Origin of the sequence: Streptomyces sp. NBC_00250, assembly GCF_036192275.1 — a bacterium.
Lineage (GTDB): Bacteria > Actinomycetota > Actinomycetes > Streptomycetales > Streptomycetaceae > Streptomyces.
In genome coordinates this window covers 8,701,532-8,726,057 of record NZ_CP108088.1, presented here as the reverse complement: position 1 = coordinate 8,726,057, position 24,526 = coordinate 8,701,532, and the positions used below count along the sequence as shown (strand labels likewise).

Sequence of the window (24,526 nt, the reverse complement as noted above, 5' to 3'; positions counted from 1 at the left end):
ACGGTGTTGACCCGCAGGGGGCCGGGCGGGTTCTCTGCTCCCATGAACGATCTTCGTATCGAGTCGGCGCGGAGCGAGGCACAGCTCGCGGACTGGCGGGCCGTCCACAACACGATCATCCCCACGGCCGTTCTCTCCTCCGAAGAGGTGCGGGAGCGCGCGGGCCGGAACCGGCTGGACGTCGCGTACCTCGGGGAGGTGGCGGTGGGTTGTTCGACGGTGCGGCCGCCGGACGAGGAGACCGCGGCGGCGACCGTGATCGCGCGGACGCTGCCCGGGTTCCGGGGCCGGGGCTTCGGGACCGCGTTGTACGAGCGGGGGCTCGCGCACGCGCGGACGCTGAGCGACGAGGGCGTGGAGACTGTGGTCCTCGCGTCCAACGAGGAGGGGCTGCGGTTCGCGCTCGCGCGTGGCTTCGTCGAGGTGGAGCGTTACGTCCTGCCGGGCGACACGGTGCCGTTCGTGACGCTGCGCCTGGCCTGACCGCACCGCGAAGGCCGCCGGCCCGACCAGGTATCTGACGAATCGTCAGATCATCGCGTCGCGGGTCTGGGAACCTTGAGGGCCCGGCGCTACCCTCCGCGCATGATTCGGACGGTGGTGTGGGGTACCGGAAATGTCGGGCGCGCGGCGATCCGTGCCGTGGACGCCCATCCAGGCCTTGAGCTCGCGGCCGTGCTGGTCTCCGATCCGGCGAAGGTCGGACGGGACGCGGGCCGGCTCGCCGGGCTCGGCCACGACCTCGGGGTGGTGGCCGTCGACGACGTCGACGCGGTGCTCGACGGGCGGCCGGGGGCGGTGGTGTACGCGGCTTCCGGCGACACCCGGCCCGACGGGGCGCTCGACGACGTGGCGCGCGCGGTACGGACGGGCGCGGTGGTGGTCACCCCCGCGCTGTATCCGCTGTACGACCAGCGCAACGCGCCGCCCGAGTTCCGGGATCCGGTGCTCGCGGCCGTCGCCGAGGGCGGCGGTTCGCTCTTCGTGTCGGGCGTGGACCCGGGCTGGGGCAACGACGTGCTGCCGCTGCTCGTGAGCGGGCTCGGCAGCACGGTGGACGTGATCCGCTGTCAGGAGATCTTCGACTACTCGACGTACGAGCAGGAGGAGTCGGTCCGGGACCTGATCGGGATGGGCCGGCCCCTGGAGTACGAGCCGCCGATGCTGCTGCCGTCGGTCCCGACCATGGTGTGGGGCGGACAGATACGCCTGATGGCCCGCGCGCTCGGCGCCGAGCTCGACGAGATCCGCGAGACGGTGGAGCGGCGTCCGCTGGAGTCGACCGTGAAGACCCGGACGATGGGTGTCTTCGAGGCGGGCACGCAGGGCGCGATCCGGTTCGAGGTGCAGGGGATCGTCGGCGGGGAGCCCCGCATCGTGATCGAGCACGTGACCCGCATCCATCCCTCGTGCGCGCCGGACTGGCCGGTACCGCCGGACGGGGCGGGGGCGCACCGGGTGATCGTCGAGGGCAGTCCCCGGATCGAGGTGACGGTGGCGGCGACGGCCGAGGGCGAGAACCGGTCTGCGGGCGGGAACGCGACGGCGGTGGGCCGGCTGGTCGGGGCGATCGACTGGCTGGTGGCCGCGGAGCCGGGACTGTACGACGCGCTGGACGTTCCGTTGCGGCCGGCGGTCGGAAAGCTGGGAAGGAGACCACGGTGATCATCGACATTCCCGAGGGCCAGGAGCCGATCGGGTACGTGTGGGGCGACATGGTCCCGGAGATCGGGACGGCGGCGGCGAACTTCTCGCTGTCGGTGTACGCCCATACGACGCTGGGGCTGCGCGAGTTCGAGGCGGCGCGACTGCGGATCGCGCAGATCAACGGTTGCGGCTTCTGTCTGGACTGGCGTACCGACCGGGACGGCGTGAAGGTCGAGGAGGGCTTCGACGAGGTCGTCGCGGCATGGCGGGAGACGGAGGTCTCGGAGTCCTTCGACGAGCGGACGCGGCTCGCGGCCGAGTACGCGGAGCGGTACGCGCTGGACCATCACGGTCTGGACGAGGAGTTCTGGGAGCGGATGACGGCCCGGTACAGCCAGGCGGAGATCGTCGAGCTGACGATGAGTCTGGGCTCGTGGCTGGCGTTCGGGCGGCTCAACCGGGTGCTCGGGCTCGACACGGTGTGCGTGCTGCCGACGCATTGAGCAGAGACGCAGGAGGGGCCGGCCGGGAATCCGGCCGGCCCCTGCTCGTCACGGTCGGTCAGAAGTCCTCGGCGACGATCCGTTCGATGTTGCGTTCGGCGAGTGCCGTGATGGTGACGAAGGGGTTGACGCTGGCGTTGCCGGGGATCAGGGATCCGTCGATGGCGTACAGCCCCGAGTAGCCGTGGAGCCGCCCGTGGTTGTCGGTCGCCTTGCCCAGGACCGCGCCGCCGAGCGGGTGGTAGGTGAGGTGGTCGCCCCAGATCTTGTACACACCGAAGAGGTCGGTGCGGTAGATCGTGCCCTCCTTGGAGTTGATCTTGTCGAAGATGGTCTTCGCTGCGTCGATGGAGGTCTGCTTCCAGGCCCTGTCCCAGCTCAGGTCGACCGTGCCGGTGGCCGGGTTCCAGGTGAACTCGGCTCGGTGGGGGGTCTTGGTGATGGAGAGGTAGAAGGAGGCGTAGGTCTCGATGCCGGTGGGCAGCGGGGCGACCTCGGCGAAGGCTCCGCCCGCGTCCCAGTTGTCGATGCCCGCGGTGGGCATGGCCGACTGGAGCTTGCCGGTCGGGTCCCACATGTGGTTGGCGCGCCCGCACATGACGTTGCCGTTGTCGCCCCAGCCCTTGCCGATCTCGTTGTTGAGGGCGGGGAGGGCGCCGGTGGCCTTGAGGCGGGTGAGGAGCTTGCTCGTGCCGACGCTTCCGGCGGCGAAGAAGACCTTGTCCGCGGTGACGGTCTTGCTCGCGAGGGTGGCGCCGGTGGTGTCGATCTGGTCGATGGCGACGGTGTAGCCGCCGCCTGCCGCCGGGGTGACGGAGGTGACCTTGTGGAGCGCCGAGACGGTGACGCGGCCGGTGGCCGCGGCCTGGGCCAGGTAGGTCTTCTGGAGGGTCTTCTTGCCGGCGTTGTTGCCGTAGATGACCTCGCCGTCGAGGGCCGACTTCGGGACGGCCCCGGCGGCCTCCTGCTTCATGTAGTCCCAGTCGTAGACGTTCGGGACGAACACGAAGGGGAAGCCGGAGCGCTGGGCGTGTTTGCGGCCGACGCGCGCGTACTGGTAGCAGGCGGTGCTCTCCCACCAGGCCTGGTCCACCTCGGTGACACCGAGCCCCGCGTTGGCGCGCGGGTAGTAGGTCGAGTACATCTCGGCCGCGTCGACGGTGGGGAGGATGGCCGCGAAGTTCTCGCGGCGCGGGGTGACGGCCATGCCGCCGTTGACGAGGGAGCCGCCGCCGACGCCCCTGCCCTGGTAGACGGTGATGCCGGCGAAGTCCTCGGCGTCGAGGATGCCCGTGTGACGGGGGACGTCCTTGTCGAGGGGGAAGCCGAGGAAGTTGCTCAGCGGCTGCTTGGTGCGGGTCCGCAGCCAGAAGGAGCGGTAGTCGGGCCGGGTGGTGTTGGCGAAGATCTTGCCGTCGGGCCCGGGGGTGTCCCAGGCCATGCCCATCTCGACCATGTGGACGGCGACGCCCGCGCGGGCGAGCCGGAGGGCGGCGACGGAGCCGCCGTATCCGGTGCCGATGACGAGGGCGGGCACGTGGGCGCCGGTGGGGATCGGGGTGTCGACGAGGCGGGCTTCGGCATGGGCCGGGGTGCCGTGGCCGACGAGGGCCGCGGCACCGAGAACAGAACCTGTTCCCGCGAGGAATCGACGGCGGCTGACACCGCCGATTCCCCTTGCGGACAGGGGGTGTTCACTCATGTGATGTTCCTCACTCGATGAGCGAATGGGAACATGTTCTACTGTCGACAATCAGGGAAGTCACGAGAAACCGCCGGGTAACTTGAATCCGGCCACACCTCTCGAACGAACCTCGCCCGATGTCGGTCAGGCGAGCGCGGGCCCCGGGGCGCCGGTGAGGCGCTCGGGCGTGAGCAGCTGGGCGAGCCGGTCGGCGGGCAGCAGGCCCTTCTCCAGAGTCAGTTCGACGACCCCGCGCCCGGTGGCGAGCGCCTCCTGCGCGATGGCCGTGGCGGCGGTGTAGCCGAGGTGCGGGTTGAGCGCGGTGGCGAGGCCGATGGAGTTCTCCACGGCCGCCCGGAGCGCCTCGGTGTTGGCGGTGATGCCGCTGACGCAGCGCTCGGCGAGGGTCAGACAGGCCGCGCGCAGGGAGAGCAGGCTCTTCGACAGGGCGTGGAAGATGACCGGCTCGAAGGCGTTGAGCTGGAGCTGCCCGGCCTCGGCGGCCATGGTGATGGTGATGTCGTTGCCGATCACCTCGAAGGCGACCTGGTTGACGACCTCGGGGATCACCGGGTTGACCTTGCCGGGCATGATGCTGGAACCGGCCTGGACCGGCGGCAGGTTGATCTCGTTGAGTCCGGCGCGCGGTCCCGAGGACAGCAGCCGCAGGTCGTTGCAGGTCTTGGAGAGCTTGACCGCGATGCGCTTGAGGACCCCGGAGAGCTGGACGAACGCGCCGCAGTCCTGGGTGGCCTCGATCAGGTTGGCGGAGGTGACCAGGGGCAGGCCGGTCAGTTCGGCGAGGTTGCGGCGGGCGGTCTCGGCGTAGCCGGGGGCGGCGTTGAGCCCGGTGCCGATCGCGGTGGCCCCGAGGTTGATCTCGTGGATGAGCTCGACGGCCTCGGCGAGGCGGCTGCGGTCCTCCTCCAGCATCACCGCGTACGTGGAGAACTCCTGGCCCAGGGTCATGGGCACCGCGTCCTGGAGCTGGGTGCGGCCCATCTTGACGACCTCGCGGAACTCCAGGGCCTTGGCGGCGAAGGCGTCCTGGAGCACGGCCATCGCCAGGAGCAGTTCGCGGGCCGCGCCGATCGCCGCGATGCGGATGGCGGTCGGGTAGACGTCGTTGGTGGACTGGCCGAGGTTGACGTCCTCGTTGGGGTGGAGGCGGTCGTACTCCCCCTTGGCGTGACCGAGGAGCTCCAGGGCGCGGTTGGCGACGACCTCGTTGGCGTTCATGTTGGTGGAGGTGCCGGCGCCGCCCTGGACGACGTCCACGACGAACTGGTCGTGCAGCCGTCCCGTACGGATCTCCCGGCAGGCACCGGCGATGGCGGCGGCCTTGTCGGCGGGCAGCAGCCCGAGTTCCTCGTTCGCGCGGGCCGCGGCCTCCTTGACGGCGGCGAGCGCGTCGATCAGCAGCGGGTAGACGGAGATCGGCGTGCCGGTGACGGTGAAGTTCTCGGTGGCGCGCAGGGTGTGGACGCCCCAGTAGGCGTCGGCGGGAACGTCCCGGTCACCGAGCAGATCGTGCTCACGACGGACGGGAACGGGGTGCGGGGCCGGTGCGGGAACCATGGGGTCCTCAAGGTGCGTGGCGCGCCCAGGGGGCGCCGGGGTTGCGGTGGGGTGGGGCGTTGCCCTTGCGGGCCGAGCCGAGGGGGGCCGTGCGCGTGCGCGGTGGCACGCCGATTTCACGGCCGTACGACGACGGGGGCGGGCGGGAACCCCGCGAAGGTTGGCTCCGGCTCGCGGGCGGGCGGGGGGCGCCGCCCGCGAGCCGGGGTTCTGGGGTGCGCCGGGTCAGGCGCGGGCGGCGACGGCCGAGGCCGAGCGGGAGCCGCCGGTGGCGAGGGCCGGTTCCGCGCGGACGGGTCCGTCGAGGAGGCGGCGCAGGAGGGCGGTGCTGCGGGCGGGGTCGCCCGCGCCGTCTGCGAGGAGCGTCGCGAGGAGGGCGATCCGGGCCTGGGCGGCGCGGAGCGTGCCGGTGAGCAGTGCTCCGGCGGCGACGAGGTCGACGGCCCCGCCCCCGGTGTAGATCTCGGCGAGCGGCCCGGCGGGGACGCGGGTGGTCACGGCGACGAGGACGCCCTGGGCGACCGCGTCGGCCACGGCGGCGGCTATCTCGGGGGTGGCGTTGCCCGCGCCGGTGGCGACGAGGACGATGCCGCGGGCGCCGGCGCCGACGGCCGCGTTCAGGAGGAAGGGATCGCCGTCCGAGTGGTGCGTGACGATGGCGACCCGGGGCAGCTGGACGGCGTCGGGGACGTCGGGGTTCGCCTTGTCCGCGGCGGCGGGCAGCGGCAGGGGCGTCGGGCGCTCCGGCTGCCGCTCGATGTCGACGCGGGAGAACCCGACGCGGCCCAGGCGCTCGGCCGAGGGGTCGGAGAAGGCGTCGGCGGCGAGCGTCTGGGTCTTCACGGTGCCGCGCGCGGCGTGGACGCGTCCGTCGAAGACGACGAGGACACCGAGGTCGCTGACGGAGGAGGCGACCTGGAGCGCGTCGTACAGGTTGCCGGGGCCGTCGCCGTCGCCGGTGCCGAAGGGGCGCTGGGCGCCGGTGAGGACGACCGGGCGGGCGTCGGTGTGGTGGAGGTCCAGGAAGAAGGCGGTCTCTTCCAGGGTGTCGGTGCCGTGGGTGATCACGATGCCGTCGACGCCGGGGTCGGCGAGGGTCTCGTGGACGGTCCGGAGCAGGGCCAGCTGGTGCGCCGCGGTCACGCGGGAGCTGTTGACGTTGAAGAGGTCGACGACCTCGACGGTGACGCCCTCGGGCAGCGGGGCGGTGGCCAGCACGTCGTTGCCGGAGGCGTCGGCCGCGTAGCCGGTGCCCTGCCAGCGGCTGGCGATCGTGCCACCGGTGCTGATGACGACGATCCGGCGCGCTCCCCCGTCGTTCGTCCGCTTCATGCCTGCCGTCCTTACTCCGTACCGAAATCGCCCTGCCTCGCAACGATAGGACAGAAGGCGCGCAAGCCGATTGCGAAATCAGCCGCCGTATCGTTTCGGCGTGGTAGATAATTGCGCCATGGACCGAATCGATCTCCACATCTTGCGCGAGCTTCAGAGCGACGGCCGGCTGAGCAACCAGGAGCTGGCCCAGCGGGTGGGCCTCAGCCCGTCGCCCTGCCTGCGTCGGGTCCGCCAGCTGGAGCAGGACGGGGTGATCCAGGGCTACCGGGCGATCATCGACCCGGAGGCGGTGGGGCGGGGCTTCGAGGTGCTCGTCTCGGTGGAGGTGCGGCGGGACCGGGAGACGGTGGAGGCCTTCGAGGAGGCCCTCCAGGACGTGCCGGACGTCATCGAGGCGTACCGGCTGTTCGGGAGCCCCGGCTGCCTCCTGCGGATCGCGGTGGCCGACCTCGCGGCGTACGAGCGGCTGTGGATCGAACGGTTGACCACCCTGACCGGGGTCACCGAGGTCAATTCGCAGATCATCATGAAGCGGATCAAGGAGCCGAAGGGGATGCCGGTGGACGTCCGTGGCGTCTGAGCACTCCTGAGCACCCCCGGGGCGGATCCCAGGGTCCTACGGTTCCGCCATATGCGAGAACGTCATGGAACAGCCTCCTCCTCGTTACATGACAGGTACCTGTCGTGTGCCACTCTCCCGGTGACACGAAGTCAACACGCGTAGAACGACGGGCTCGTCGAGCCGACCCACGTCACCCCACGCGTACCGTCCCCGGGAAAGGGCCCCCCATGTCCGTTGTGCGGATCGGCAGATGGAAGGTGTGGGCAGCGGCCGTCGCCGCCACCCTCGTCGGCGTCACGCTCCCCACGGTCGCCGCCACCCCCGCCGGCGCCACCACCACCGCGTACGACAGCACGTACTACAAGAACGCGATCGGCAAGACCGGCACGACCCTCAAGTCCTCGCTGCACACCATCATCAGCAGCCAGAGCAAGATCTCGTACGACGCGGTCTGGAACGCGCTGAAGGTCGCCGACCAGGACCCCAACAACACCAACAACGTGATCCTGCTCTACAGCGGGACCTCGCGGAGCAAGAGCCTCAACGGCGGCGACGTCGGCGACTGGAACCGCGAGCACACCTGGGCCCAGTCCCACGGCAACTTCGGCACCTCGGCCGGCCCGGGCACCGACCTGCACCACCTGCGCGCGGCCGACGTCCAGGTCAACAGCATCCGCGGCAACAAGGACTTCGACAACGGCGGCAGCGCGGTCAGCGGTGCGCCCGGCAGCTACACGGACAGCAACTCCTTCGAGCCGCGCGACGCCGACAAGGGCGACGTGGCCCGGATGATCCTCTACATGGCCGTCCGCTACGAGGGCGACGACGCCTGGGCCGACCTGGAGCCCAACGAGTCGACCACCAACGGAAGCGTCCGTTTCCACGGCCGCCTCTCGGTCCTGAAGCAGTGGAACGAGCAGGACCCGCCGAGCGCCTTCGAGGAACGTCGCAACGACGTCATCTACAACACCTACCAGGGCAACCGGAACCCGTTCATCGACCACCCGGAGTGGGTCGAGGCGATCTGGTAGTCCGAGCACCACAGCGGTGAACGGAGCCGGGCCGGGGTCGTCGTACCCGGTCCGGCTCCGTCGCATTCCGGGCCGGGGTCGTCGCACCCGGCCCGGCTCCGTCGCATTCCGGGCCGGGCGCGTCGGGCGCCGCACATGGACAGGTCTCTACGCCTGACCGCTGAGGCCACCTTCAAACGTCAAATGGCGGATGTTCTCACGCTCTTGACGCGAAGGATGGATGCACCCAAGAGACGTTACCCATCCGTTACAAACGGTGAGTTCGGCCCGTTTTGTTTGCCTTTTCCGTGCGGCGCGGCGCACATTTCCACCCTGGGGGCCGCCGACGCATCTATCACGCTCAAGTGTCCATAACAACCCCTCCGGACCAGGAAGTTCCGAGATCCACTGGGTAGCTTCGGCGCCCATGACCCCGATGACCACTGGCCGTACGACCACGACCCCCCGCACGACACCCCCGACGATCGCGGACGGCGCCGAGCTCTGGCGGATCGCACGCGGCTCGGGGGACCTCGACCTCAACTCGCCGTACAGCTATCTGCTGTGGTGCCGCGACTTCGCCGACACGACCGCCGTCGCCCGTGACTCCTCCGGGCGCCCGATCGGCTTCGTCACCGGCTACCTGCGGCCCGACGAGCCGGAGACCCTCTTCGTCTGGCAGATCGCCGTCGAGGGTTCGCACCGCGGAAGCGGGGTAGCCGGGACCCTGCTCGACGCTCTGTCCGCACGAGTGGCGGCCGAGCGCGGAATCAGCCGCATGGAGGCGACGGTCACCCCGGGGAACCTGGCGTCCGACCGGCTGTTCCGGTCGTACGCGCGCCGGCACGGCGCCGAGGTGACGCAGGAAGTCCTCTTCCCCTCGGCCGCCTTCCCCTCGGCGGGTCACGACTCCGAGGTCCTGTACCGCATCGCCCCCCTCGGTGCCCCGGTGTCCTGACCCGTCGTCCGCGCAGACCACGCTCCCGAACCACACCCTGGAGAAGAGCTTTCGTGACCCTGACCGACATCGCCACGCCCACCGTCTTCGAGACCGTCGAATCCGAGGTCCGCAGCTACTGCCGCGCCTGGCCCGTCGTCTTCGAACGCGCCAGTGGCAGCAGGCTGTACGACGAGCACGGGCGTCCGTACCTCGACTTCTTCGCCGGCGCGGGCTCGCTGAACTACGGCCACAACAACCCCGTGCTCAAGCGGGCTCTCCTCGACTACCTCGGCGACGACGGCATCACCCACGGCCTCGACATGTCGACGACCGCGAAGCGCGACTTCCTGGAGACCTTCCGCGCGACGGTCCTGGAGCCCCGCGCCCTGCCCTACAAGGTGATGTTCCCGGGCCCCACCGGCACCAACGCCGTCGAAGCGGCCCTGAAACTCGCCCGCAAGGTCACCGGCCGGCAGACGGTCGTCTCCTTCACCAACGCCTTCCACGGGATGTCGCTCGGATCGCTCGCCGTCACCGGCAACGCCGCCAAGCGCGCCGGAGCGGGCGTCCCGCTCCACCACGCCATCCGCATGCCCTTCGACGACTACCTCGACGGGCAGCTCCCGGACTTCCTCTGGTTCGAGCGGCTCCTCAACGACGCCGGCTCCGGCCTCGACCACCCGGCGGCCGTGATCGTCGAGACCGTCCAGGGCGAGGGCGGCATCAACGTCGCACGGGCCGAGTGGCTGCGCGCGCTCGCGGAGCTCTGCCGCCGCCACGAGATGCTCCTCATCGTGGACGACATCCAGATGGGCTGCGGCCGCACCGGTGACTTCTTCTCCTTCGAGGAGGCGGGCATCACGCCCGACATCGTCACCCTGTCCAAGTCCATCAGCGGCTACGGCCTGCCCATGGCCCTCTGCCTGTTCCGGCCGGAGCTCGACGTGTGGCAGCCGGGCGAGCACAACGGGACCTTCCGCGGCAACAACCCGGCCTTCGTCACCGCCACCGCCGCCCTCGACGCCTACTGGCGCGACGGCTCCCTGCGCGAGCGCACCCTCGGCCGGGCGGGCCGCGTGGAGCGCGCCCTCCTCGACCTGTGCGCGGGCGACGGGCGCACGGGCCTCTCGGTCCGCGGCCGCGGACTGGTGTGGGGACTGGAGTTCGCCGACGGGGAGCGCGCCGACGCCGTGTGCCGACGCGCCTTCGAGACCGGCCTCCTCGTGGAGACCTCGGGTCCGCGGGGCGAGGTGGTCAAGCTGCTGCCGCCGCTGACCGCGACGGACGACGAACTCGACGAGGGCCTCGGCATCCTGGCCCGCTCCGTCCGCCACACCGCCTGATCCCTCTCCCGAACCGGCATTCCGCCGACCGATGACCCGATGATCCGAAAGGCAGTCGTACCCCATGATCGTCCGTACCTTCGACGAGCTGGAGAACACCGAGCGGCACGTGAGGGCCGCGTCGGGCACCTGGGAGAGCAAGCGCATCGTCCTGGCCCGTGAGCGGGTCGGCTTCTCCCTCCACGAGACGGTGCTGTACGCCGGAACCGAGACCGCCATGTGGTACGCGAACCACGTCGAGGCCGTGGTCTGCACGGCCGGCGAGGCGGAGCTCACCGACCACGAGACGGGCCGCACGTACACGATCGTGCCCGGAACGATGTACCTGCTCGACGGGCACGAGCGCCACACCCTCAAGGTCAAGGCCGACTTCCGCTGCCTGTGCGTCTTCAACCCGCCCGTGACGGGGCGCGAGGACCACGACGAGAACGGCGTCTACCCCCTGCTCACCGAACCCGAGCCCTCGTCCGGCGACGTCTGAGCCCGGCACGTCACCGACACCCCCTACACGAACCGGCACCCCTCCACGAAAGGAAGCACGCTCCCCCATGCCCTCCGCACCCACTCGCCCCGTCGACCTCTACCCCACCCGTGGCCCCAAGGAGGAACTGATCGGCCGCAAGGACCCCGTCGTGTGGTCCGAGCCCGGCACGGCGGGCCCCTTCTGGGCCCGTGAGCTGGAGGAGTACGACCGCGACGGATTCGTCACGGTGGACGAGATCGTCACCCCTGACGAGGTCGACGCGCTCCGGGCGGAGCTGGACCGGCTCGTCGCCGACCCCGCCGTACGGGCGGACGAACGGGCGGTCGTCGAGCCCCGCTCCCAGGAGATACGTTCCGTCTTCGAGGTGCACCGGATCAGCGAGGTCTTCGGCCGGCTGGCCGAGGACCCTCGGATCCTCGGGCGCGCCCGCCAGATCCTCGGCTCCGACGTCTACGTCCACCAGTCGAGGGTCAACGTCAAGCCCGGCTTCGGGGCCAGCGGCTTCTACTGGCACTCCGACTTCGAGACCTGGCACGCGGAGGACGGCCTGCCGAGGATGCGGACCGTCTCGGTCTCGATCGCGCTCACCCCGAACCACACCACCAACGGCAGCCTGATGATCATGCCGGGCTCGCACCGCACCTTCCTGGGCTGCGCCGGTGCCACCCCCCAGGACAACTACAAGAAGTCGCTCCGGATGCAGGACGCCGGCACCCCGTCGCACGAGGCGCTGACCACGTTCGCCGACGCCTGCGGCATCCGCCACTTCACGGGTCCCGCCGGGTCGGCCACCTGGTTCGACTGCAACGCCCTGCACGGGTCGGGCGACAACATCACCCCGTACCCCCGGAGCAATGTGTTCCTGGTCTTCAACAGCGTCGAGAACCAGCCCGAGGCGCCCTTCGCCGCCCCGGTCCGGCGGCCCTCCTTCATCGCCGCGCCCGCCTCGGAAGGGTCATGACCGGTCCCGCGCGCCTCGACCGCCGCGGTTTCCTCGGCAGAACCGCGCTCCTCGGCGGGCTCGCCCTGACGCCCGGCCTCCTGTCCGCCTGCACCCGTACCCAGGTCGGGACGGGTGCGCCCGAGGACGACGGCGACCTCCTGGCGCGACTGCGGAAACAGGGCTTCGTACGGGTCGGGTTCGCCGGTGAGGCGCCGTACGGTTTCCAGGACGGCGGCGAGCCGGCCGGCGAGGCCCCGACGCTGCACCGCGAGATCTTCACGGCGCTCGGCGTACGCGAACTGCGGCCGACACTGACCGAGTTCGGGGCGCTCATCCCCGGGCTGCTCGCCGACCGCTTCGACGTCGTGAGCGCGGGCATGTCGATCACGCCCGAACGCTGCGCCAAGGTGGCCTTCTCCGCGCCCGAGTTCGTCTCCCCCACCGCCCTGATGGTCCGCAAGGGCAATCCGAAGGGGCTGAGCGATCTGCCGTCCTGCGCGGCGAAGGGCGCCACCGTCGGTGTGCTGACGGCCGCGGTCGAGGGGTCGTTCGCCAAGGCGGCGGGAGTCCCCGACGGGTCGGTGAAGACGCTGGCCAAGCAACAGGACGGTCTCGACGCCCTCCTCGCCGGACGGATCGACGCCTTCGCCCTGACCGCCATCTCGCTGCGCTGGCTCGCGCGGACGAACCGGGACGCCGCGGTGGAGGTGACCACGGCGTTCGTGCCGGTGGTCGACGGCGTACGGCAGCTGGGCGCGGGCGGCGCCGTGTTCCGGCCCGGCGCGACCGGGCTGCGGGACGCGTTCGACAAGGAGCTCCTGAAGATCACCGGCTCCCCCGACCGGTTCGTGGAGCTCCTCGGCCGCTACGGCTTCACCGCGCGCGAGGTGCCGCCCCGCTCCCTGCGGACCGCCGACCTGTGCGCCGGGTGACCGGGAACAGGATGACGGGCAGCGGCCGGGTGACGGGCGCGCGGTCGACGGGAGTTCCCTCGACGGGAGTTCGGTTGACGGGGGTTCGGCATGGCTGACTTCCTCCCCGAGCTCCGCCGGGCGCTGCCCCGGCTCGCCGAGGGGCTCCTGGTCACGGTGGAGGCCACGGTGCTCGGCGCCGCGCTCGCCCTGGTCCTCGCGTACGCCCTCGGCCTGCTGTCCCGGTCGGCGCGGCTGCCGGTGCGCGGTGCGGTGCGGCTCGTCGTGGAGTTCTTCCGGGGCACCTCGCTGTACGTGCAGCTCTTCTGGCTGTTCTTCGCGCTGCCGATGGTCGGTTTCCGGCTGGAGCCGCTGGCCTGCGGCGTGCTCGCCCTGGGGCTGAACTTCGGGGCGTACGGCTCCGAGGTCGTGCGGGGCGCGGTGGCCGCGGTGCCCCGCTCCCAGACCGAGGCGGCGATCGCCCTGGGCATGGGGCCGGTGCTGCGCCTGCGGCGGGTCGTGCTGCCGCAGGCACACGCCCTGATGGTCGCGCCGTTCAAGAACCTCCTCGTCCAGCTGCTCAAGGCGACGCCGCTGCTCTCCCTGGTCACGGTCCCGGATCTCACGTTCCAGATCGACCAGTTGCGCTCGTCGACGGGCGCGACGGCCGCCTCGTACCTGCTGCTCCTGGGGCTCTACTTCGGCCTGGCCGTCGTCCTGAGCCTCCTCATGAACGCCCTGGAGCGGGCCGCGAAGGCCCGTCTCGGGCAGGAAGGAGGGGCCTGATGTGGGACGGGGAGGCGGCCCGCGCCGCACTGCCGACCGTTCTCGAGGGCTTCGGCGTCACCCTGGTCGCGACCGTGCTCGCCTTCGTCGTCGCGATGGTCCTGGGCCTTGCGCTCGCCCTGGCGCAGCGCGCGGGTCCCGGGTGGCTGGCCCTTCCGGTGCGCGGGGCGGCCGGGTTCGTCCGCTCGACCCCGCTCCTGGTCCAGTTGTTCGCGGCCTGGGTGCTGGTCCCGGGGCTCGACGCGCCGACGATCGGTGTCCTGGTCCTGGGCGTGCACTACGCCACGTACCTCTCCGAGGTGTACCGGACGGGCATCGACGCCGTACCGAAGGGGCAGTGGGAGGCGTGTACGGCGCTGTCGCTGCCGCGCCGGCGGGTGTGGCGGGCGGTGGTGCTGCCGCAGGCCGTCCGCAACGTGCTGCCACCCCTGGGCAATTACGCGGTCTCCATGTTCAAGGAGACACCGCTGCTCTCGGTGATCACGGTGCACGAGATGGTCCACGAGGCGAACACCTTCGGCAGCACCCACTTCGCCTATCTGGAGAGCTTCACCCTTGCCGCCGTGGTGTTCCTGCTCGCGAGCTGGCCGACGTCGGTGCTGATACGACGACTGGAGGCGCGTCTTGCGCACTGAGGACACCGCGGACATCAAGGACACCGAGAGCACCGTGGGGGCGAGCGCCACCACCGGCCCGGCCGTCCGCTTCGACCGGGTCACGAAGCGCTACGGGGACCACACCGTGCTCGACGGTCTCGACCTGGAGGTCGCCCTTGGGGAGCGCGTGACGCTGATCGGCCCGAGCGGCTCCGGGAAGACCACGATCCTCCGGCTGCTCATGACGCTGGAGCGGGTGACCGACGGTGTCATCCATGTGCACGGTGAACCCTTCTCCCACATGCCGGGCAGAGGGACCGGGACACTCGTTCCGGCGAGCGAACGTCATCTGGCCGCGCGACGGCGGCGGATCGGCATGGTCTTCCAGCAGTTCAACCTCTTCCCCCACATGAGCGTCCTCGAGAACGTCGTCGAGGCGCCCGTACACGTGCTCGGCGAGAGCCGGGAGGAGGCCGGCCTCAGGGCCCGGGGCCTGCTCGACCTGGTCGGGCTCTCCGACAAGGTCGACGCACGGCCGACCCGGCTCTCCGGCGGCCAGCAGCAGCGGGTGGCGATCGCCCGCGCCCTCGCGATGCGGCCCGAGATCCTGCTCCTGGACGAGGTGACCTCGGCGTTGGACCCGGAGCTCGTGGCGGAGGTGCTGGACGTGCTGCGGGACGTAGCCCGGGGGACCGACATCACCCTGCTGTGCGTCACGCACGAGATGGGCTTCGCCCGGGACGTCTCGGACCGGATCCTGATGTTCGACGGCGGCCGGATCGTCGAGTCGGGACGGGCCGACGAACTCCTGGACGCGCCCGCCGAGGAGCGCACCCGCGCGTTCCTGAGTTCGGTGCGCTGAGGGGGGCGCGCCGGTCGGAGTGCACGGCCCGGCGAGGGCCGGGTCGTGCACTCGGGTCAGCCGTCGGCGCCCGGCTCGACCGTGACCATGCCTTCCCGCAGCCGGTCCAGGCTTCGGGCGAGCAGCCGGGAGACGTGCATCTGGGACACGCCGATCCGCTCGCCGATCTGGGTCTGGGTCAGCTCCTCGACGAAGCGGAGGTGCAGCAGCAGCCGGTCGCGCGGGGCGAGGGCCTCCACCAGCGGGGCGAGGGTGTGGAACTCCTCGAAGAGTTCGAGCGCGGGGTCCTCCTGGCCGATGAGGTCGGCCAGGGCGGCGTCCTCGTCGTCGCTGTCGCCGCCGGCGATCGTGGCGTCCAGGGAGGCGGAGTGGTAGCCGTTGGCGGCGACCTGGGCCTCGACCACCTCGTCCTCGGACAGGTCCATGACCGGTGCGAGCTCCGCGATGCGCGGGGCCCGGCCGAGCCGTGAGCTCAGTTCGTCGGTCGCCTTCGCCAGCTCCACCCGCGCCTCCTGCAGGCGGCGCGGGACGTGCACCGCCCAGGTGGTGTCGCGGAAGAACCGCTTGATCTCGCCGACGATGTAGGGCACGGCGAAGGTGGCGAACTCCACCTCGCGCGACAGGTCGAAGCGGTCGATGGCCTTGATGAGGCCGATCATGCCGACCTGGAGGATGTCCTCCCGCTCGTCGCCCCGCGCGCGGAACCGACCCGCCGCGTAGACCACCAGCGACATGTTCATCTCGATCAGGGTGTTCCGGACGTACTGGTGGCCCTCCGTGCCCTCCTCTCGCGCCGCCAGTTCGCGGAGGAACACCTTCGACAGGGCACGCGCGTCCCGGGGCGGAAGCTCGTGCGGGGCTTCCAGAACAGGCAGTTCCTCACCCGTACCGTTCGTCAGGTACGTCACGTTCGTCACGTACGTCGTCGTCGTTTCGGCCGGATCGGTCCGCACGGGGACAACCTCCTCTGGCTCGCGGTCCGTTCAGCGGTCCCGGTTCTCGTACCCCGGCTTCCCCGGAGCACTCCTCGTCCGTGGCCCGCCGTTTCCTCCGCGGGGTGACCTGGCGGGCCGGGGCCGCGCTCACCACCAGTAGGCGGGGTACCTCGGGGCTCGGCGCCGGATGCGGGACGCGGCGTACGCGGTCAGCACGAGCAGGACCGTGGATCCGAACAGCAGGGGCACGAACCTGCCCGGAGCGGGCGCCTGGAGCACGACGACGACGGCGGTCGCGCAGGCGGGTGAGTGCGGGGTCCGGGCCAGCGTCGTGAGGGCAAGGGTGACACCGGCGGCGAGGGCGGCGGCCCATGCGCTGCCGTGTGCCGCGGCGGCGACCGCGTACCCGGCGGCGGCCCCGAGGAGGTGGCCGACGACCACGCTCCGCGGCTGGGCCAGCGGAAGTGCGGGGGCGCAGTGCACCAGCGCGGCGCTGGCGGCGAGCGGTGGTATCAGCACGGGCTCGTGGATGGCGGCGCCGATCGCGACGAGCGCGAGCAGGGCGGCCGTGGCGGCGCTGACGTTGTGGACGGCGGCCGCGGGCGCCGGCCGGGCCGGGGCACGACCGGCCATCCAGGGCAGGCGCGGGCGCCGGCTCCGGGAAGCGGTGCCGTCGGGGGTGGCCGGGTCGGGGCGCAGGGCGGTGTCGGTACTCATGTGATGCGGGGTTTCCGGGGCAGGCGGCCGTGCGGCCGGACGAGACTGGAGGCGGGCTGGTGGTCGTACGGGAGGACCCTGTGGTCGACAGTCGGCCCGGTCTCGCGCCTGAGCCTGGTGCGGCGGCGCAACCTCGCACCACTCTAACCAGCGGGTTCGTGGCGGCGCGGGCGGGGGCGGGCCGGCCCGGTCGGCGTAAAATGAGTCGGGTGAACGCACTCAGGTACGAGCTGGTGTTCTCCGACGGCGAGGGTTCGGCCCGCGACGTCGTGGTCGTCGAGCGCACCTCCTTCAAGGGCTCCGGCGGTCATCCGGTCTATGCCGACCCCACCGGCATCATCCGGGCGGAGATCAGCGACCGGGACGAGGTACGCATCCTCGCCTCAGGTGGGCACCAGCAAGCGGCGCAGCATGTCCTGGCCCGACCCCTCCCCGACGGCGACTCCTCCGATCCCGGCGATCCCCCGAGTGCCTCGGCCCCCGCGTTCTGAATCCGCACCTCCACGGTCCTCAGGCGTTCGGTCGAGCCGAGTGGCCCGGCGGCGTGGGGGTGAGCAGGCTGGGGGTGGCCCCGCGAAGGGCCGCTCCGTGTGCGAGGAGACCGCTGATGGCCGTGCCCGATTCCGCTGCGCCCGATGCCGCCCCCGTACCGGTACGAGGATCTCGGCGCGCTCTATCTCGACTGCACGCTCAAGCGTTCCCCCCGAGGTCAGCAACACCGAGGGGCTGATCGAGCGCAGCCGGTCCGTCATGGAGGAGCAGGGTGTGACGACCGCGCTCGTGCGGCCCGTCGACCTCGACATCGCGGCCGGCGTGTGGCCGGACATGGCGGAGCACGGCTGGGAGACGGACGTGTGGCCGGCGCTGTACGAGCGGGAGACGGCGGCCGACCTCCTGGTGCTGTGCGGGCCGATCTGATTCGGGGATACATGTCATCGGTGCGGGGCCATGCGGGTGATCGGGTGGCCGGCTCCGTGACCGTTGGCGCGTCATTCGATCATCCCGCCCAACGAGGCGAGACAGTGGACGGGATTTTCGGCCGGACCAACCCGGGGCCCCATCGACGTCGGCAGCTGGGTGTTGCGCCGCCCGACCACCCACTCGTCCGCAAGGGGACGCATCGATGACCGACACCGGCACGTCCTACCGTGATCTCCGCGCCCTGGTGATCAACTGCACCCTCAAGCGGTCGCCGGAACGGAGCCACACGCAGGGACTGATCGACATCAGCACCGGAATCATGGAGCGCCAGGGCGTGCAGGTCGAGGTGCTCAGGGCGGTGGACATCGACATCGCGACCGGTGTCTGGCCGGACATGACGGAGCACGGGTGGGAGACGGACGAGTGGCCGGTGATCTACTCGCAGGTGATGGCCGCCGACATCCTGACCCTGGCGGGCCCGGTGTGGCTGGGAGACAACTCCTCGGTCATGAAGAAAGTGATCGAGCGTCTGTACGCCTGCTCGTCGATCCTCAACGAGCGTGGCCAGTACGCGTACTACGGTCGTGTGGGCGGCTGTCTGATCACCGGCAACGAGGACGGCGCCAAGCACTGCGCGATGAACGTCCTCTACAGCCTCCAGCACCTCGGATACGTCATTCCGCCGCAGGCGGACGCGGGCTGGGTCGGCGAGGCCGGCCCGGGCCCGTCGTACCTCGATCCCGGCTCCGGCGGGCCGGACAACGACTTCACCAACCGCAACACGACCTTCATGACCTGGAACCAGCTTCACCTGGCACGGATGCTCAAGGACGCGGGTGGCATCCCCGCACACGGCAACCAGCGCTCCGAGTGGGACGCCGGCTGCCGCTTCGACTTCGAGAACCCCGAACACCGTTGAGTGCGGGCCGGAACGGTCGGAGGCCTGGTGGAGGTCAGCTCCGGATCAAGCGGGTCCGTCGCGCGGCAGCGCCCGCGACGACAGCGGCCTCAGCCTGACGTCCTGCCTCCAGGCCGCGCCGAACAGCTTCCGTCCTGTGCACCATCAGAGAGCGCACGGCACTGAAGATCAGCGCACCCGCCCATAGCCCGGTGGCCGGCACGGCATCCGCTACGCGAGCCCCGAGGACGCCACCCGGATCACCGCCGAGATCGACCGCCGGCACCCACCCACTCCGCCCCCGCCGCTCGCGGGGGCGACGGTCGCCGACACCGTCGCCGCGCGGAACGCCCTCGACGACGCGATGCACCCGATCCACCTCGACGACCCTCCCCTGGCGGACCCCGACGAGCGGGGGCCGTACGGGGCGGACGTCGGGCGCGGCCCCGACGGCACCGAGCACATGTCCGCCGTCGAGCGGTGGGCGTACGAGCGCGAGCTCTCCGACCGCGCCGCACGCGAGGCGTACGGCCGCGAGGAGATTCGCGCCGCCCTGCTCGCCCAGGCCGATGCCGAAGGCGACCGCGACTGGGTTGTCGCGGTCGACTCCACCATCGTCCGAGCCCACCAGCATGCGGCTGGCGCCCGGACCGCTGCTCATGGGAGCCGGGGCGGTGCCACGTCGTCAGCGCTGCAGGGTCAGCAGGCCCGGCCGGTAGGGCCACTGGCCGTAGTCGCCGCCGGAGTTCGGGTCGCGTCCCTGGTACAGGAAGCGCAGGTTGCAGGGGTCGACCGTGAAGGTCTGGTCGGCGGTTGCGCGGACCAGTTCGCCGTGGCTGATGTCGTTGGTCCAGGTGGCGCCGCTGTTGGCCTTGCCGGCGAAGGGGTTGCTCTCGGTCGCGGCCTGGGGCGTCCACGAGCCGTTCAGGCTGGTGGCCGTGAACGAGCGGAAGTACCGGCCCTGCGAACCGATCGCCTCGACGATCATGAGGTAGCGCTCCTCGCCCTGGAGCTTGTAGACCTGCGGGGCCTCGAACAGGTTGTTCGTCGTGTCGCTCATGACCACCGTCGAGGTCGTGCCGAAGCTGCCGGGGAAGTTCCCGATCGGCATGCTCGCCCGGTAGATCTTGCCGTTGTCACCGGCGAAGAACAGGTACATGTTCGTCCCGTCACCGATCAGCGTCTGGTCGATCGGTCCCGTCCCGGAGTTGGCGATGGTCCCCGAGAAGAGCTCCTGCTCCGCCGACCAGCCGTTCGGGTTGGTCGGGTCGGTCGACGTCCGGTACGAGAAGGCCGTCCTGCCCCACTGGTAGGCGAGCACCCAGATGTTCTTCGGCGCGAAGTGGAAGAGCGTGGGCGCGACGACGGAGTTCGACATCGCGTTCTGGCCGGCCGAGGCCATCTGCGACCAGTCGGTGAACGGGGTGAAGTTCATCGAACCCCAGCCCGCACCCGTGCCCGCGGCGCCGTGCGTCGTCGCGTAGACGATGTGCCTGCCGTTGTAGGGGGCGACGGTGAAGTCCTTGAGCGCGGCCCAGCCCGTCTTGGGCTGCGCGAGCGCGCCCGTGGACGACCAGCGGTACGTCGAGGGAAGGGCACAGGTGCCGGGGGTGCCGCCGGTGACCTTGACGAGCTGCCACTGCTGGTTGGCGCCGCCCCAGTCGTCGTACTGGACGATGTTCGCGGCGTCGGCGGTGGAGGCGCCCTGGACTTCGAGGGCCTTGCCGCTGTGGCGGGCGACGAGCCGGATGTGACCGTCCGCGCTGTCGGCGAGCCGCCACTGCTGGTTGGTGCCGTTCACGTCGGTCCACTGGGTGACCGCGGCGCCGTTGGCGGTGGAGCTGTTCTGGACGTCCAGGACCTTGCCTGAGTGGCGGGACTTGACGCGGTAGTAGCCGTCGCCGGAGGCGACGAACTGCCACTGCTGCTGGTTCTGGTCGTTCCTGGTCCACTGGGTGATGCGGGCGCCGTCGCCGGTCGCCAGGTTGTAGACGTCCAGGGCCTTGCCGCTGTTGCGGTTGACCAGGACGTACCAGGCGTTGGTGTCGATGGTGGCCGCGGCGGCGGGCGGGGCGGTGAGGAGCGAGGCCCCGAGAAGCAGGGACGACAGGACCGCGAGGACGAGGCTCAGGATCAGGGGTGGATGACGGAATCTCATCGGAATTGTTCCTTCGGGGGGTGGGGGTGGGGTGATTCCGGCTGGCCGCCGAGCGGTCGCGCCGGGAGGGTGGGAGCGGAAAAGGGGTGGAGGAGACCGCACATGCCGAAGAGCGGGGCCTCCGGGCGTTCGAGCCGTGACACCGCGCCGTGGTCGAGGTGGGAGAAATCTCCGACTTTCAGCCGTTCCAACTGACGGCCGGTCTCCTCGGCCGCCGCCAGAGCACCGTCACGCCAACGGATCTCCCACTGGTCCAGGAGTTCGCGTTTCAGGCGGTGGGCCGCGGCGTGGAACTCCGGCAGCCCTCCTTCGCGGCGCAGGTCCAGGAACCCTTCGAGCGCCAGGTCGCGGCGGCGGCGCGCCGCCGCGCCGTGGTCGCCGGTCAGGGCCGCCGCCGCCTGGTAGGCGTCGGGGTCGGCCAGTAAGGGCGGGGGGAAGGTGAAGACGGCGTCGCCGGCCTCGGGGAGGCCGCTGTTCTGCATCAGTACGACGAGCCGCAGGTCACCCGCGTTGACGAGTCGGTGGATCGTTCCCGGGGTGAACCGGACGACGTCGCCGGCGCGCAGCGGAGTGTCGGCGAAACCGGAGCTGGTGAGGGTCTGGACGCTGCCCTCGCCGCCGATGACGATGTATGCCTCGGAGCAGACGAGGTGCATGTGAGGGGTGCCGCCGCACAGTCCGTCGGCTGCCTCCCAGTCGTACACGGTCAGCCCGGAGATCCCCACACCGCCGGGAAGCGGTGTCACCACGGGTGCTCCTCGACGTGCCGGGTCAGGCGGGCGAGGTCCCACGCGCCGTCGGCCACGACGATCCGATAGCGGCGCGACAAGTTGTCGCCCGGGGCCAGCGGCAGTTCCTTGTCGAACGCCAGGGACGGGTTGACGGCAGGGATGGGCTCGCTGCGGACGAACCACTGGCAGGGGTTGTCCGGGTCGTCCTGGAACAGCAGCGTGGAGGAGCGGTCGAACTCGTCGTGCGTACCGATGAAGGCCAGCCAGTCGCCCGGCTCGCCCATGCCGGGGCCGATCACGTCGCCGCCGGTGAACTCGCGCGGGCCGCGCCAGAACAGGCCGGAGTACCCGGCGAGTTCCCTGCCCTGTGTGCCGGGACTGCCGAACACCAGGTCGGTGCCGTGGACGTTGGTCAGCGCGGTGGTGACCTCCAGGGTCCAGGAGTCGGCCTCGACGTCGCACGCGGTCAGCGTGCGGCGTTCGTCGATCCAGTGCCCTCCGGCCATCGTGTGCCAGGCGAGGTGCTCGGTGATGACGGCGCGGTCGTGATCCGTCTCGGCGGATACGGCGAGGCTGCGCATCGTGCCGAGGTTCGGCAGGTCCACGTAGCCCTGCCCGCGCAGGTAGGTGCCGCCGCCCCAGAAGTTCTGGCCCGACACCCATGACGCCGTGAACTGGACGCCCTTGTGCCAGCGGTGGTCGTGAGGGCGGTATCCGGTGACCACCTGGCCGGCGAGCGTGCGCAACGGATGCAGGTACGGCTTCGGTGCCTCGAAGGGGTCCATGACCGGCCGGTGCACGTACCGGAAGAGATCGGTGCCGCGCGCCCGGACGGTCAGCGCGTCCTCTTGTTCCAGGAGTTCGAACGTCATCGGAACACCTCCGGTCGTCCTCCGTGGAGCGAGGCGTAGAAGGGGTCGGCCGCGTCGATCTCCCCTCGCAGGACCGGCCGGCCGGTGATCGCGGCCTTGTAGAGGGCGGTGACGAGTTCCATGGTGAGCCTGCCGAGGTCGGGCCGGAGCCCGGCCTCGTAACAGTCCAGGAAGTCCGCGAGCTGGGCGGTGTGCGAGCTGGGCAGGTCGTCCGGCGGGTCCCACTTCGTGGCGGGCGTCCTGCCGGTGAACGTCCAGTCCGCGTTGGAGTAGCCGTACAGGTGCCGCAGCTCGACCGTGGCGTCGGTGAGGTCGAACCGCAGGTAGCTCTCCTCGCGCGGCGAGAGGACGCTGTTGACGACCGTCGCGATGGCTCCGTTCTCGAACCGGACCAGGGCCGTGGACACGTCCTCGGTCTGGACCTCGCGTTCGAGGCGGCCGGCCATCGCGCGTACCTCGGCCCAAGGGCCGAGCACCGCGAGCATCAGGTCCATCTGATGGATGCCGTGGCCGAGCGTCGGGCCGCCGCCCTCGCTCCGCCAGGTGCCGCGCCACGGCACGTCGTAGTAGGCGTCGTCGCGGTACCAGGCCGTGACGCACTGCGCGACCAGCGGACGGCCCAGGGTCCCGGCGGCGATGCTGTCGCGGAGGTAGCGGGCGCCGGAGCCGTACCTGTGCTGGAAGACCGCGCCCGCGGCGGCGGTGCCCTCGGCTGCGTCGATCCGGTCGAGCTCGGCCAGCGACAGGGCCACCGGCTTCTCGCACCACACCCACGCCCCCGACTCCAGGCAGGCCACGGTCTGTTCGGCGTGCAGGTGCGGCGGTGTGCACAGGTGCACGAGGTCCGGCCGCTCCTCCCGGAGCATCGTGTCGAGGTCGGTGTGGACGGCGCGGATGCCGTGCTCGGCCGCGAAGGCCTCGGCACGCACTGCATCCACGTCGACGGCGGCCACGATCTCGGCCCGGTGTGCCTGCGCCCGGAGGGCGGGTACGTGGCAGATGCCCGCGATCCCGCCCGCACCGACGATCGCCGTCCTGATCATCCGCCCAGCACCTTCCTGATCGCGTGGTAGGCGGGCTTGGGCTCCAGGTTCTCGTCGTAGGGCAGCGCCGCTCCCTCGTCGGGGAAGACACCGGGGATCCACGAGTACTTGTCCGTGTAGTCCCAGACGGTGACGCCGACGCACTTCTCCACCGCCAGGCAGGCCTTGACGTAGTCGGCGTACCAGGTGGCCTGGGTGGCGAGCTTCTCCGGTGTCGCCGGGAGCTCCATCCGGATGTCGAGCTCGGTGATCGCGACCTCGACGCCGAGGTCGGCGAAGCGCTGGATGTTCTCCTGGACGCCGGCGGGGAAGCCGTACTGGAGCGCCAGGTGGCCCTGGAGGCCGAAGCCCTCCACCGGGACGCCGTCGGCCTTCAGCTGCTTGATCAGCTTGTAGTAGGCGTCGCTCTTGGGGTTGATGCCGTCGACGTTGTAGTCGTTGAGGTACAGCTTGGCGTGCGGGTCGGCCTCGTGGGCCCAGCGCAGGGCGTCGGCGATGTAGCCGGGGCCGAGCGTCTTGAAGAAGATCGACTCGCGGTAGGTGCCGTCCTCGTTGAAGGCCTCGTTGACGACGTCCCAGTGGATGACCTTGCCCTTGTAGTGCCGTGCCACCGTCTGGATGTGGTTCTTGAGGACGGGGCGCAGCTCGTCGGCGGTCCAGGTGCGATCGGTGAGCCAGGCGGGGAGCTGGCTGTGCCAGACGAGCGTGTGGCCGCGGACCTTCTGGTGGTGGTCCTTGGCGAAGGCCATGACCTCGTCGCCGGCGGTGAAGTCGAAGACGCCGGGCTCGGGCTCGGTGGCGTACCACTTCATGGCGTTGCCGGGGGTGGTCTGGCCGAACTCGCTGCCGAGGAGCTTCAGGTAGGCGGCGTCGGTGAACTCGGGGTTGTCGGTGGCCGAGCCGAAGTACTTGTGGTGCGTCTTCGCCAGTTCGGCGAGCGTCCTGGGGCGGGGCTCGGCGGTCGCGGGGGTGGCGGCGAGGCCGGCGGCGAGGCAGACGGCCGCGGAGAGGGCGATCAGATGCCGGGACATGGACCTGGGCATGGGGGGGCTCCTCGGGTGATGGGC

General features: G+C 70.9%; 25 protein-coding genes and 2 pseudogenes. 17 read left to right on the top strand and 10 right to left on the bottom strand.

Annotated features, from left to right (window positions below; all coding sequences use genetic code 11):
• Positions 1–42: 42 nt before the first annotated feature.
• From OG259_RS39295 to OG259_RS39285, 3 genes are all read left to right on the top strand, one after another.
• Positions 43–483 (top strand): GNAT family N-acetyltransferase, encoded by a 441-nt coding sequence (locus tag OG259_RS39295; RefSeq protein ID WP_328946617.1) that lies wholly within the window; start codon positions 43–45, stop codon positions 481–483.
• Positions 484–585: 102 nt separating this feature from the next.
• Positions 586–1,665: an NAD(P)H-dependent amine dehydrogenase family protein gene (locus OG259_RS39290; protein WP_328946616.1), complete on the top strand. Its 1,080-nt coding sequence runs from the start codon at positions 586–588 to the stop codon at positions 1,663–1,665.
• Positions 1,662–2,150, top strand: a complete 489-nt coding sequence (locus OG259_RS39285) for a carboxymuconolactone decarboxylase family protein (protein ID WP_328946615.1) — start codon at positions 1,662–1,664, stop codon at positions 2,148–2,150. Before OG259_RS39290 ends, OG259_RS39285 begins: the two co-directional genes overlap by 4 nt.
• A 58-nt stretch (positions 2,151–2,208) precedes the next feature.
• On the opposite strand, the gene OG259_RS39280 is transcribed toward OG259_RS39285, so the two are convergent.
• From OG259_RS39280 to OG259_RS39270, 3 genes are all read right to left on the bottom strand, one after another.
• Positions 2,209–3,852, bottom strand: coding sequence for a GMC oxidoreductase (locus OG259_RS39280; protein ID WP_328946614.1), 1,644 nt, complete (start codon positions 3,850–3,852; stop codon positions 2,209–2,211).
• A gap of 126 nt (positions 3,853–3,978) precedes the next feature.
• Positions 3,979–5,412 carry an aspartate ammonia-lyase gene (locus tag OG259_RS39275; protein WP_328946613.1) on the bottom strand — a complete coding sequence of 478 codons (1,434 nt, stop codon included), beginning with the start codon at positions 5,410–5,412 and terminating at the stop codon, positions 3,979–3,981.
• Positions 5,413–5,637: 225 nt separating this feature from the next.
• Positions 5,638–6,744: an asparaginase gene (locus tag OG259_RS39270; RefSeq protein WP_328946612.1), complete on the bottom strand. Its 1,107-nt coding sequence runs from the start codon at positions 6,742–6,744 to the stop codon at positions 5,638–5,640.
• 118 nt (positions 6,745–6,862) lie between these two features.
• Between OG259_RS39270 and OG259_RS39265 the strand changes: the two genes are divergently transcribed.
• The 10 genes from OG259_RS39265 to ehuA all read left to right on the top strand — a co-directional run bounded on the left by OG259_RS39265 (position 6,863) and on the right by ehuA (position 15,184).
• On the top strand, positions 6,863–7,327 hold the full coding sequence (locus OG259_RS39265) for an Lrp/AsnC family transcriptional regulator (RefSeq protein ID WP_328946611.1): 465 nt from the start codon (positions 6,863–6,865) through the stop codon (positions 7,325–7,327).
• A gap of 209 nt (positions 7,328–7,536) precedes the next feature.
• A complete protein-coding gene (locus OG259_RS39260; RefSeq protein ID WP_328946610.1) occupies positions 7,537–8,340 on the top strand; it encodes an endonuclease I family protein in 804 nt (267 codons plus the stop codon).
• A gap of 406 nt (positions 8,341–8,746) precedes the next feature.
• On the top strand, positions 8,747–9,277 hold the full coding sequence (gene ectA / locus OG259_RS39255; RefSeq protein WP_443052093.1) for a diaminobutyrate acetyltransferase: 531 nt from the start codon (positions 8,747–8,749) through the stop codon (positions 9,275–9,277).
• Between the two features lie 53 nt (positions 9,278–9,330).
• Positions 9,331–10,602 carry a diaminobutyrate--2-oxoglutarate transaminase gene (gene ectB, locus OG259_RS39250; RefSeq protein ID WP_266901383.1) on the top strand — a complete coding sequence of 424 codons (1,272 nt, stop codon included), beginning with the start codon at positions 9,331–9,333 and terminating at the stop codon, positions 10,600–10,602.
• 64 nt (positions 10,603–10,666) lie between these two features.
• On the top strand, positions 10,667–11,083 hold the full coding sequence (locus tag OG259_RS39245) for an ectoine synthase (RefSeq protein ID WP_328946609.1): 417 nt from the start codon (positions 10,667–10,669) through the stop codon (positions 11,081–11,083).
• Between the two features lie 67 nt (positions 11,084–11,150).
• The gene (thpD, locus tag OG259_RS39240; protein WP_328946608.1) at positions 11,151–12,047 is read left to right on the top strand and encodes an ectoine hydroxylase; all 897 of its coding nucleotides are present in this window, start codon (positions 11,151–11,153) and stop codon (positions 12,045–12,047) included.
• Positions 12,044–12,961 carry an ectoine/hydroxyectoine ABC transporter substrate-binding protein EhuB gene (ehuB, locus tag OG259_RS39235; protein WP_328946607.1) on the top strand — a complete coding sequence of 306 codons (918 nt, stop codon included), beginning with the start codon at positions 12,044–12,046 and terminating at the stop codon, positions 12,959–12,961. Before thpD ends, ehuB begins: the two co-directional genes overlap by 4 nt.
• A gap of 90 nt (positions 12,962–13,051) precedes the next feature.
• Positions 13,052–13,726: an ectoine/hydroxyectoine ABC transporter permease subunit EhuC gene (gene ehuC, locus OG259_RS39230; protein WP_266901391.1), complete on the top strand. Its 675-nt coding sequence runs from the start codon at positions 13,052–13,054 to the stop codon at positions 13,724–13,726.
• Positions 13,726–14,361 carry an ectoine/hydroxyectoine ABC transporter permease subunit EhuD gene (gene ehuD / locus OG259_RS39225; protein WP_328946606.1) on the top strand — a complete coding sequence of 212 codons (636 nt, stop codon included), beginning with the start codon at positions 13,726–13,728 and terminating at the stop codon, positions 14,359–14,361. Before ehuC ends, ehuD begins: the two co-directional genes overlap by 1 nt.
• Positions 14,362–14,374: 13 nt before the next feature.
• Entirely contained in the window at positions 14,375–15,184 is an 810-nt protein-coding gene (gene ehuA / locus OG259_RS39220) for an ectoine/hydroxyectoine ABC transporter ATP-binding protein EhuA (protein WP_328947314.1), read from the top strand.
• Between the two features lie 56 nt (positions 15,185–15,240).
• Here the strand turns inward: ehuA and OG259_RS39215 are convergent, their stop codons facing one another.
• Entirely contained in the window at positions 15,241–16,083 is an 843-nt protein-coding gene (locus OG259_RS39215) for an RNA polymerase sigma factor SigF (RefSeq protein WP_443052160.1), read from the bottom strand.
• A 183-nt stretch (positions 16,084–16,266) separates the two neighbouring features.
• A complete protein-coding gene (locus OG259_RS39210) occupies positions 16,267–16,836 on the bottom strand; it encodes an HPP family protein (protein WP_328946605.1) in 570 nt (189 codons plus the stop codon).
• 209 nt (positions 16,837–17,045) lie between these two features.
• On the opposite strand from OG259_RS39210, the gene OG259_RS39205 reads away from it, so the two are divergent.
• From OG259_RS39205 to OG259_RS39190, 4 genes and pseudogenes are all read left to right on the top strand, one after another.
• Positions 17,046–17,327, top strand: coding sequence for a DUF6296 family protein (locus OG259_RS39205; protein WP_443052092.1), 282 nt, complete (start codon positions 17,046–17,048; stop codon positions 17,325–17,327).
• A gap of 144 nt (positions 17,328–17,471) precedes the next feature.
• Positions 17,472–17,751: pseudogene (locus OG259_RS39200) on the top strand (flavodoxin family protein); the annotation flags it as partial.
• Positions 17,752–17,959: 208 nt separating this feature from the next.
• The gene (locus tag OG259_RS39195) at positions 17,960–18,676 is read left to right on the top strand and encodes a flavodoxin family protein (RefSeq protein WP_328946603.1); all 717 of its coding nucleotides are present in this window, start codon (positions 17,960–17,962) and stop codon (positions 18,674–18,676) included.
• 520 nt (positions 18,677–19,196) lie between these two features.
• Positions 19,197–19,304, top strand: a pseudogene (locus tag OG259_RS39190) (IS5/IS1182 family transposase); the annotation flags it as partial.
• Between the two features lie 36 nt (positions 19,305–19,340).
• Here the strand turns inward: OG259_RS39190 and OG259_RS39185 are convergent.
• The 5 genes from OG259_RS39185 to OG259_RS39165 are packed head-to-tail and all read right to left on the bottom strand — an operon-like array spanning position 19,341 to position 24,502.
• Positions 19,341–20,813 carry a non-reducing end alpha-L-arabinofuranosidase family hydrolase gene (locus OG259_RS39185; protein WP_328946602.1) on the bottom strand — a complete coding sequence of 491 codons (1,473 nt, stop codon included), beginning with the start codon at positions 20,811–20,813 and terminating at the stop codon, positions 19,341–19,343.
• Positions 20,810–21,559, bottom strand: coding sequence for a cupin domain-containing protein (locus tag OG259_RS39180; RefSeq protein ID WP_328947312.1), 750 nt, complete (start codon positions 21,557–21,559; stop codon positions 20,810–20,812). Before OG259_RS39180 ends, OG259_RS39185 begins: the two co-directional genes overlap by 4 nt.
• Positions 21,556–22,416 carry a PmoA family protein gene (locus tag OG259_RS39175; RefSeq protein ID WP_328946601.1) on the bottom strand — a complete coding sequence of 287 codons (861 nt, stop codon included), beginning with the start codon at positions 22,414–22,416 and terminating at the stop codon, positions 21,556–21,558. Before OG259_RS39175 ends, OG259_RS39180 begins: the two co-directional genes overlap by 4 nt.
• A complete protein-coding gene (locus tag OG259_RS39170; protein WP_328946600.1) occupies positions 22,413–23,459 on the bottom strand; it encodes a Gfo/Idh/MocA family protein in 1,047 nt (348 codons plus the stop codon). Before OG259_RS39170 ends, OG259_RS39175 begins: the two co-directional genes overlap by 4 nt.
• Positions 23,456–24,502 (bottom strand): endo-1,4-beta-xylanase, encoded by a 1,047-nt coding sequence (locus OG259_RS39165; protein WP_328946599.1) that lies wholly within the window; start codon positions 24,500–24,502, stop codon positions 23,456–23,458. The genes OG259_RS39170 and OG259_RS39165 overlap by 4 nt, the downstream gene beginning before the upstream one ends.
• Positions 24,503–24,526: the final 24 nt, after the last annotated feature.

Excerpts from the sequence above, each read along its gene's own strand:
- OG259_RS39295 (WP_328946617.1), top strand. The coding sequence starts at position 43 with ATGAACGATCTTCGTATCGAGTCGGCGCGGAGCGAGGCACAGCTCGCG.
- OG259_RS39290 (WP_328946616.1), top strand. The coding sequence starts at position 586 with ATGATTCGGACGGTGGTGTGGGGTACCGGAAATGTCGGGCGCGCGGCG.
- OG259_RS39280 (WP_328946614.1), bottom strand. The coding sequence starts at position 3,852 with ATGAGTGAACACCCCCTGTCCGCAAGGGGAATCGGCGGTGTCAGCCGC.
- OG259_RS39275 (WP_328946613.1), bottom strand. The coding sequence starts at position 5,412 with ATGGTTCCCGCACCGGCCCCGCACCCCGTTCCCGTCCGTCGTGAGCAC.
- OG259_RS39270 (WP_328946612.1), bottom strand. The coding sequence starts at position 6,744 with ATGAAGCGGACGAACGACGGGGGAGCGCGCCGGATCGTCGTCATCAGC.
- OG259_RS39265 (WP_328946611.1), top strand. The coding sequence starts at position 6,863 with ATGGACCGAATCGATCTCCACATCTTGCGCGAGCTTCAGAGCGACGGC.
- OG259_RS39260 (WP_328946610.1), top strand. The coding sequence starts at position 7,537 with ATGTCCGTTGTGCGGATCGGCAGATGGAAGGTGTGGGCAGCGGCCGTC.
- ectA (WP_443052093.1), top strand. The coding sequence starts at position 8,747 with ATGACCCCGATGACCACTGGCCGTACGACCACGACCCCCCGCACGACA.
- OG259_RS39245 (WP_328946609.1), top strand. The coding sequence starts at position 10,667 with ATGATCGTCCGTACCTTCGACGAGCTGGAGAACACCGAGCGGCACGTG.
- thpD (WP_328946608.1), top strand. The coding sequence starts at position 11,151 with ATGCCCTCCGCACCCACTCGCCCCGTCGACCTCTACCCCACCCGTGGC.
- ehuB (WP_328946607.1), top strand. The coding sequence starts at position 12,044 with ATGACCGGTCCCGCGCGCCTCGACCGCCGCGGTTTCCTCGGCAGAACC.
- ehuC (WP_266901391.1), top strand. The coding sequence starts at position 13,052 with ATGGCTGACTTCCTCCCCGAGCTCCGCCGGGCGCTGCCCCGGCTCGCC.
- ehuD (WP_328946606.1), top strand. The coding sequence starts at position 13,726 with ATGTGGGACGGGGAGGCGGCCCGCGCCGCACTGCCGACCGTTCTCGAG.
- OG259_RS39210 (WP_328946605.1), bottom strand. The coding sequence starts at position 16,836 with ATGAGTACCGACACCGCCCTGCGCCCCGACCCGGCCACCCCCGACGGC.
- OG259_RS39195 (WP_328946603.1), top strand. The coding sequence starts at position 17,960 with ATGACCGACACCGGCACGTCCTACCGTGATCTCCGCGCCCTGGTGATC.
- OG259_RS39185 (WP_328946602.1), bottom strand. The coding sequence starts at position 20,813 with ATGAGATTCCGTCATCCACCCCTGATCCTGAGCCTCGTCCTCGCGGTC.
- OG259_RS39175 (WP_328946601.1), bottom strand. The coding sequence starts at position 22,416 with ATGACGTTCGAACTCCTGGAACAAGAGGACGCGCTGACCGTCCGGGCG.
- OG259_RS39170 (WP_328946600.1), bottom strand. The coding sequence starts at position 23,459 with ATGATCAGGACGGCGATCGTCGGTGCGGGCGGGATCGCGGGCATCTGC.
- OG259_RS39165 (WP_328946599.1), bottom strand. The coding sequence starts at position 24,502 with ATGCCCAGGTCCATGTCCCGGCATCTGATCGCCCTCTCCGCGGCCGTC.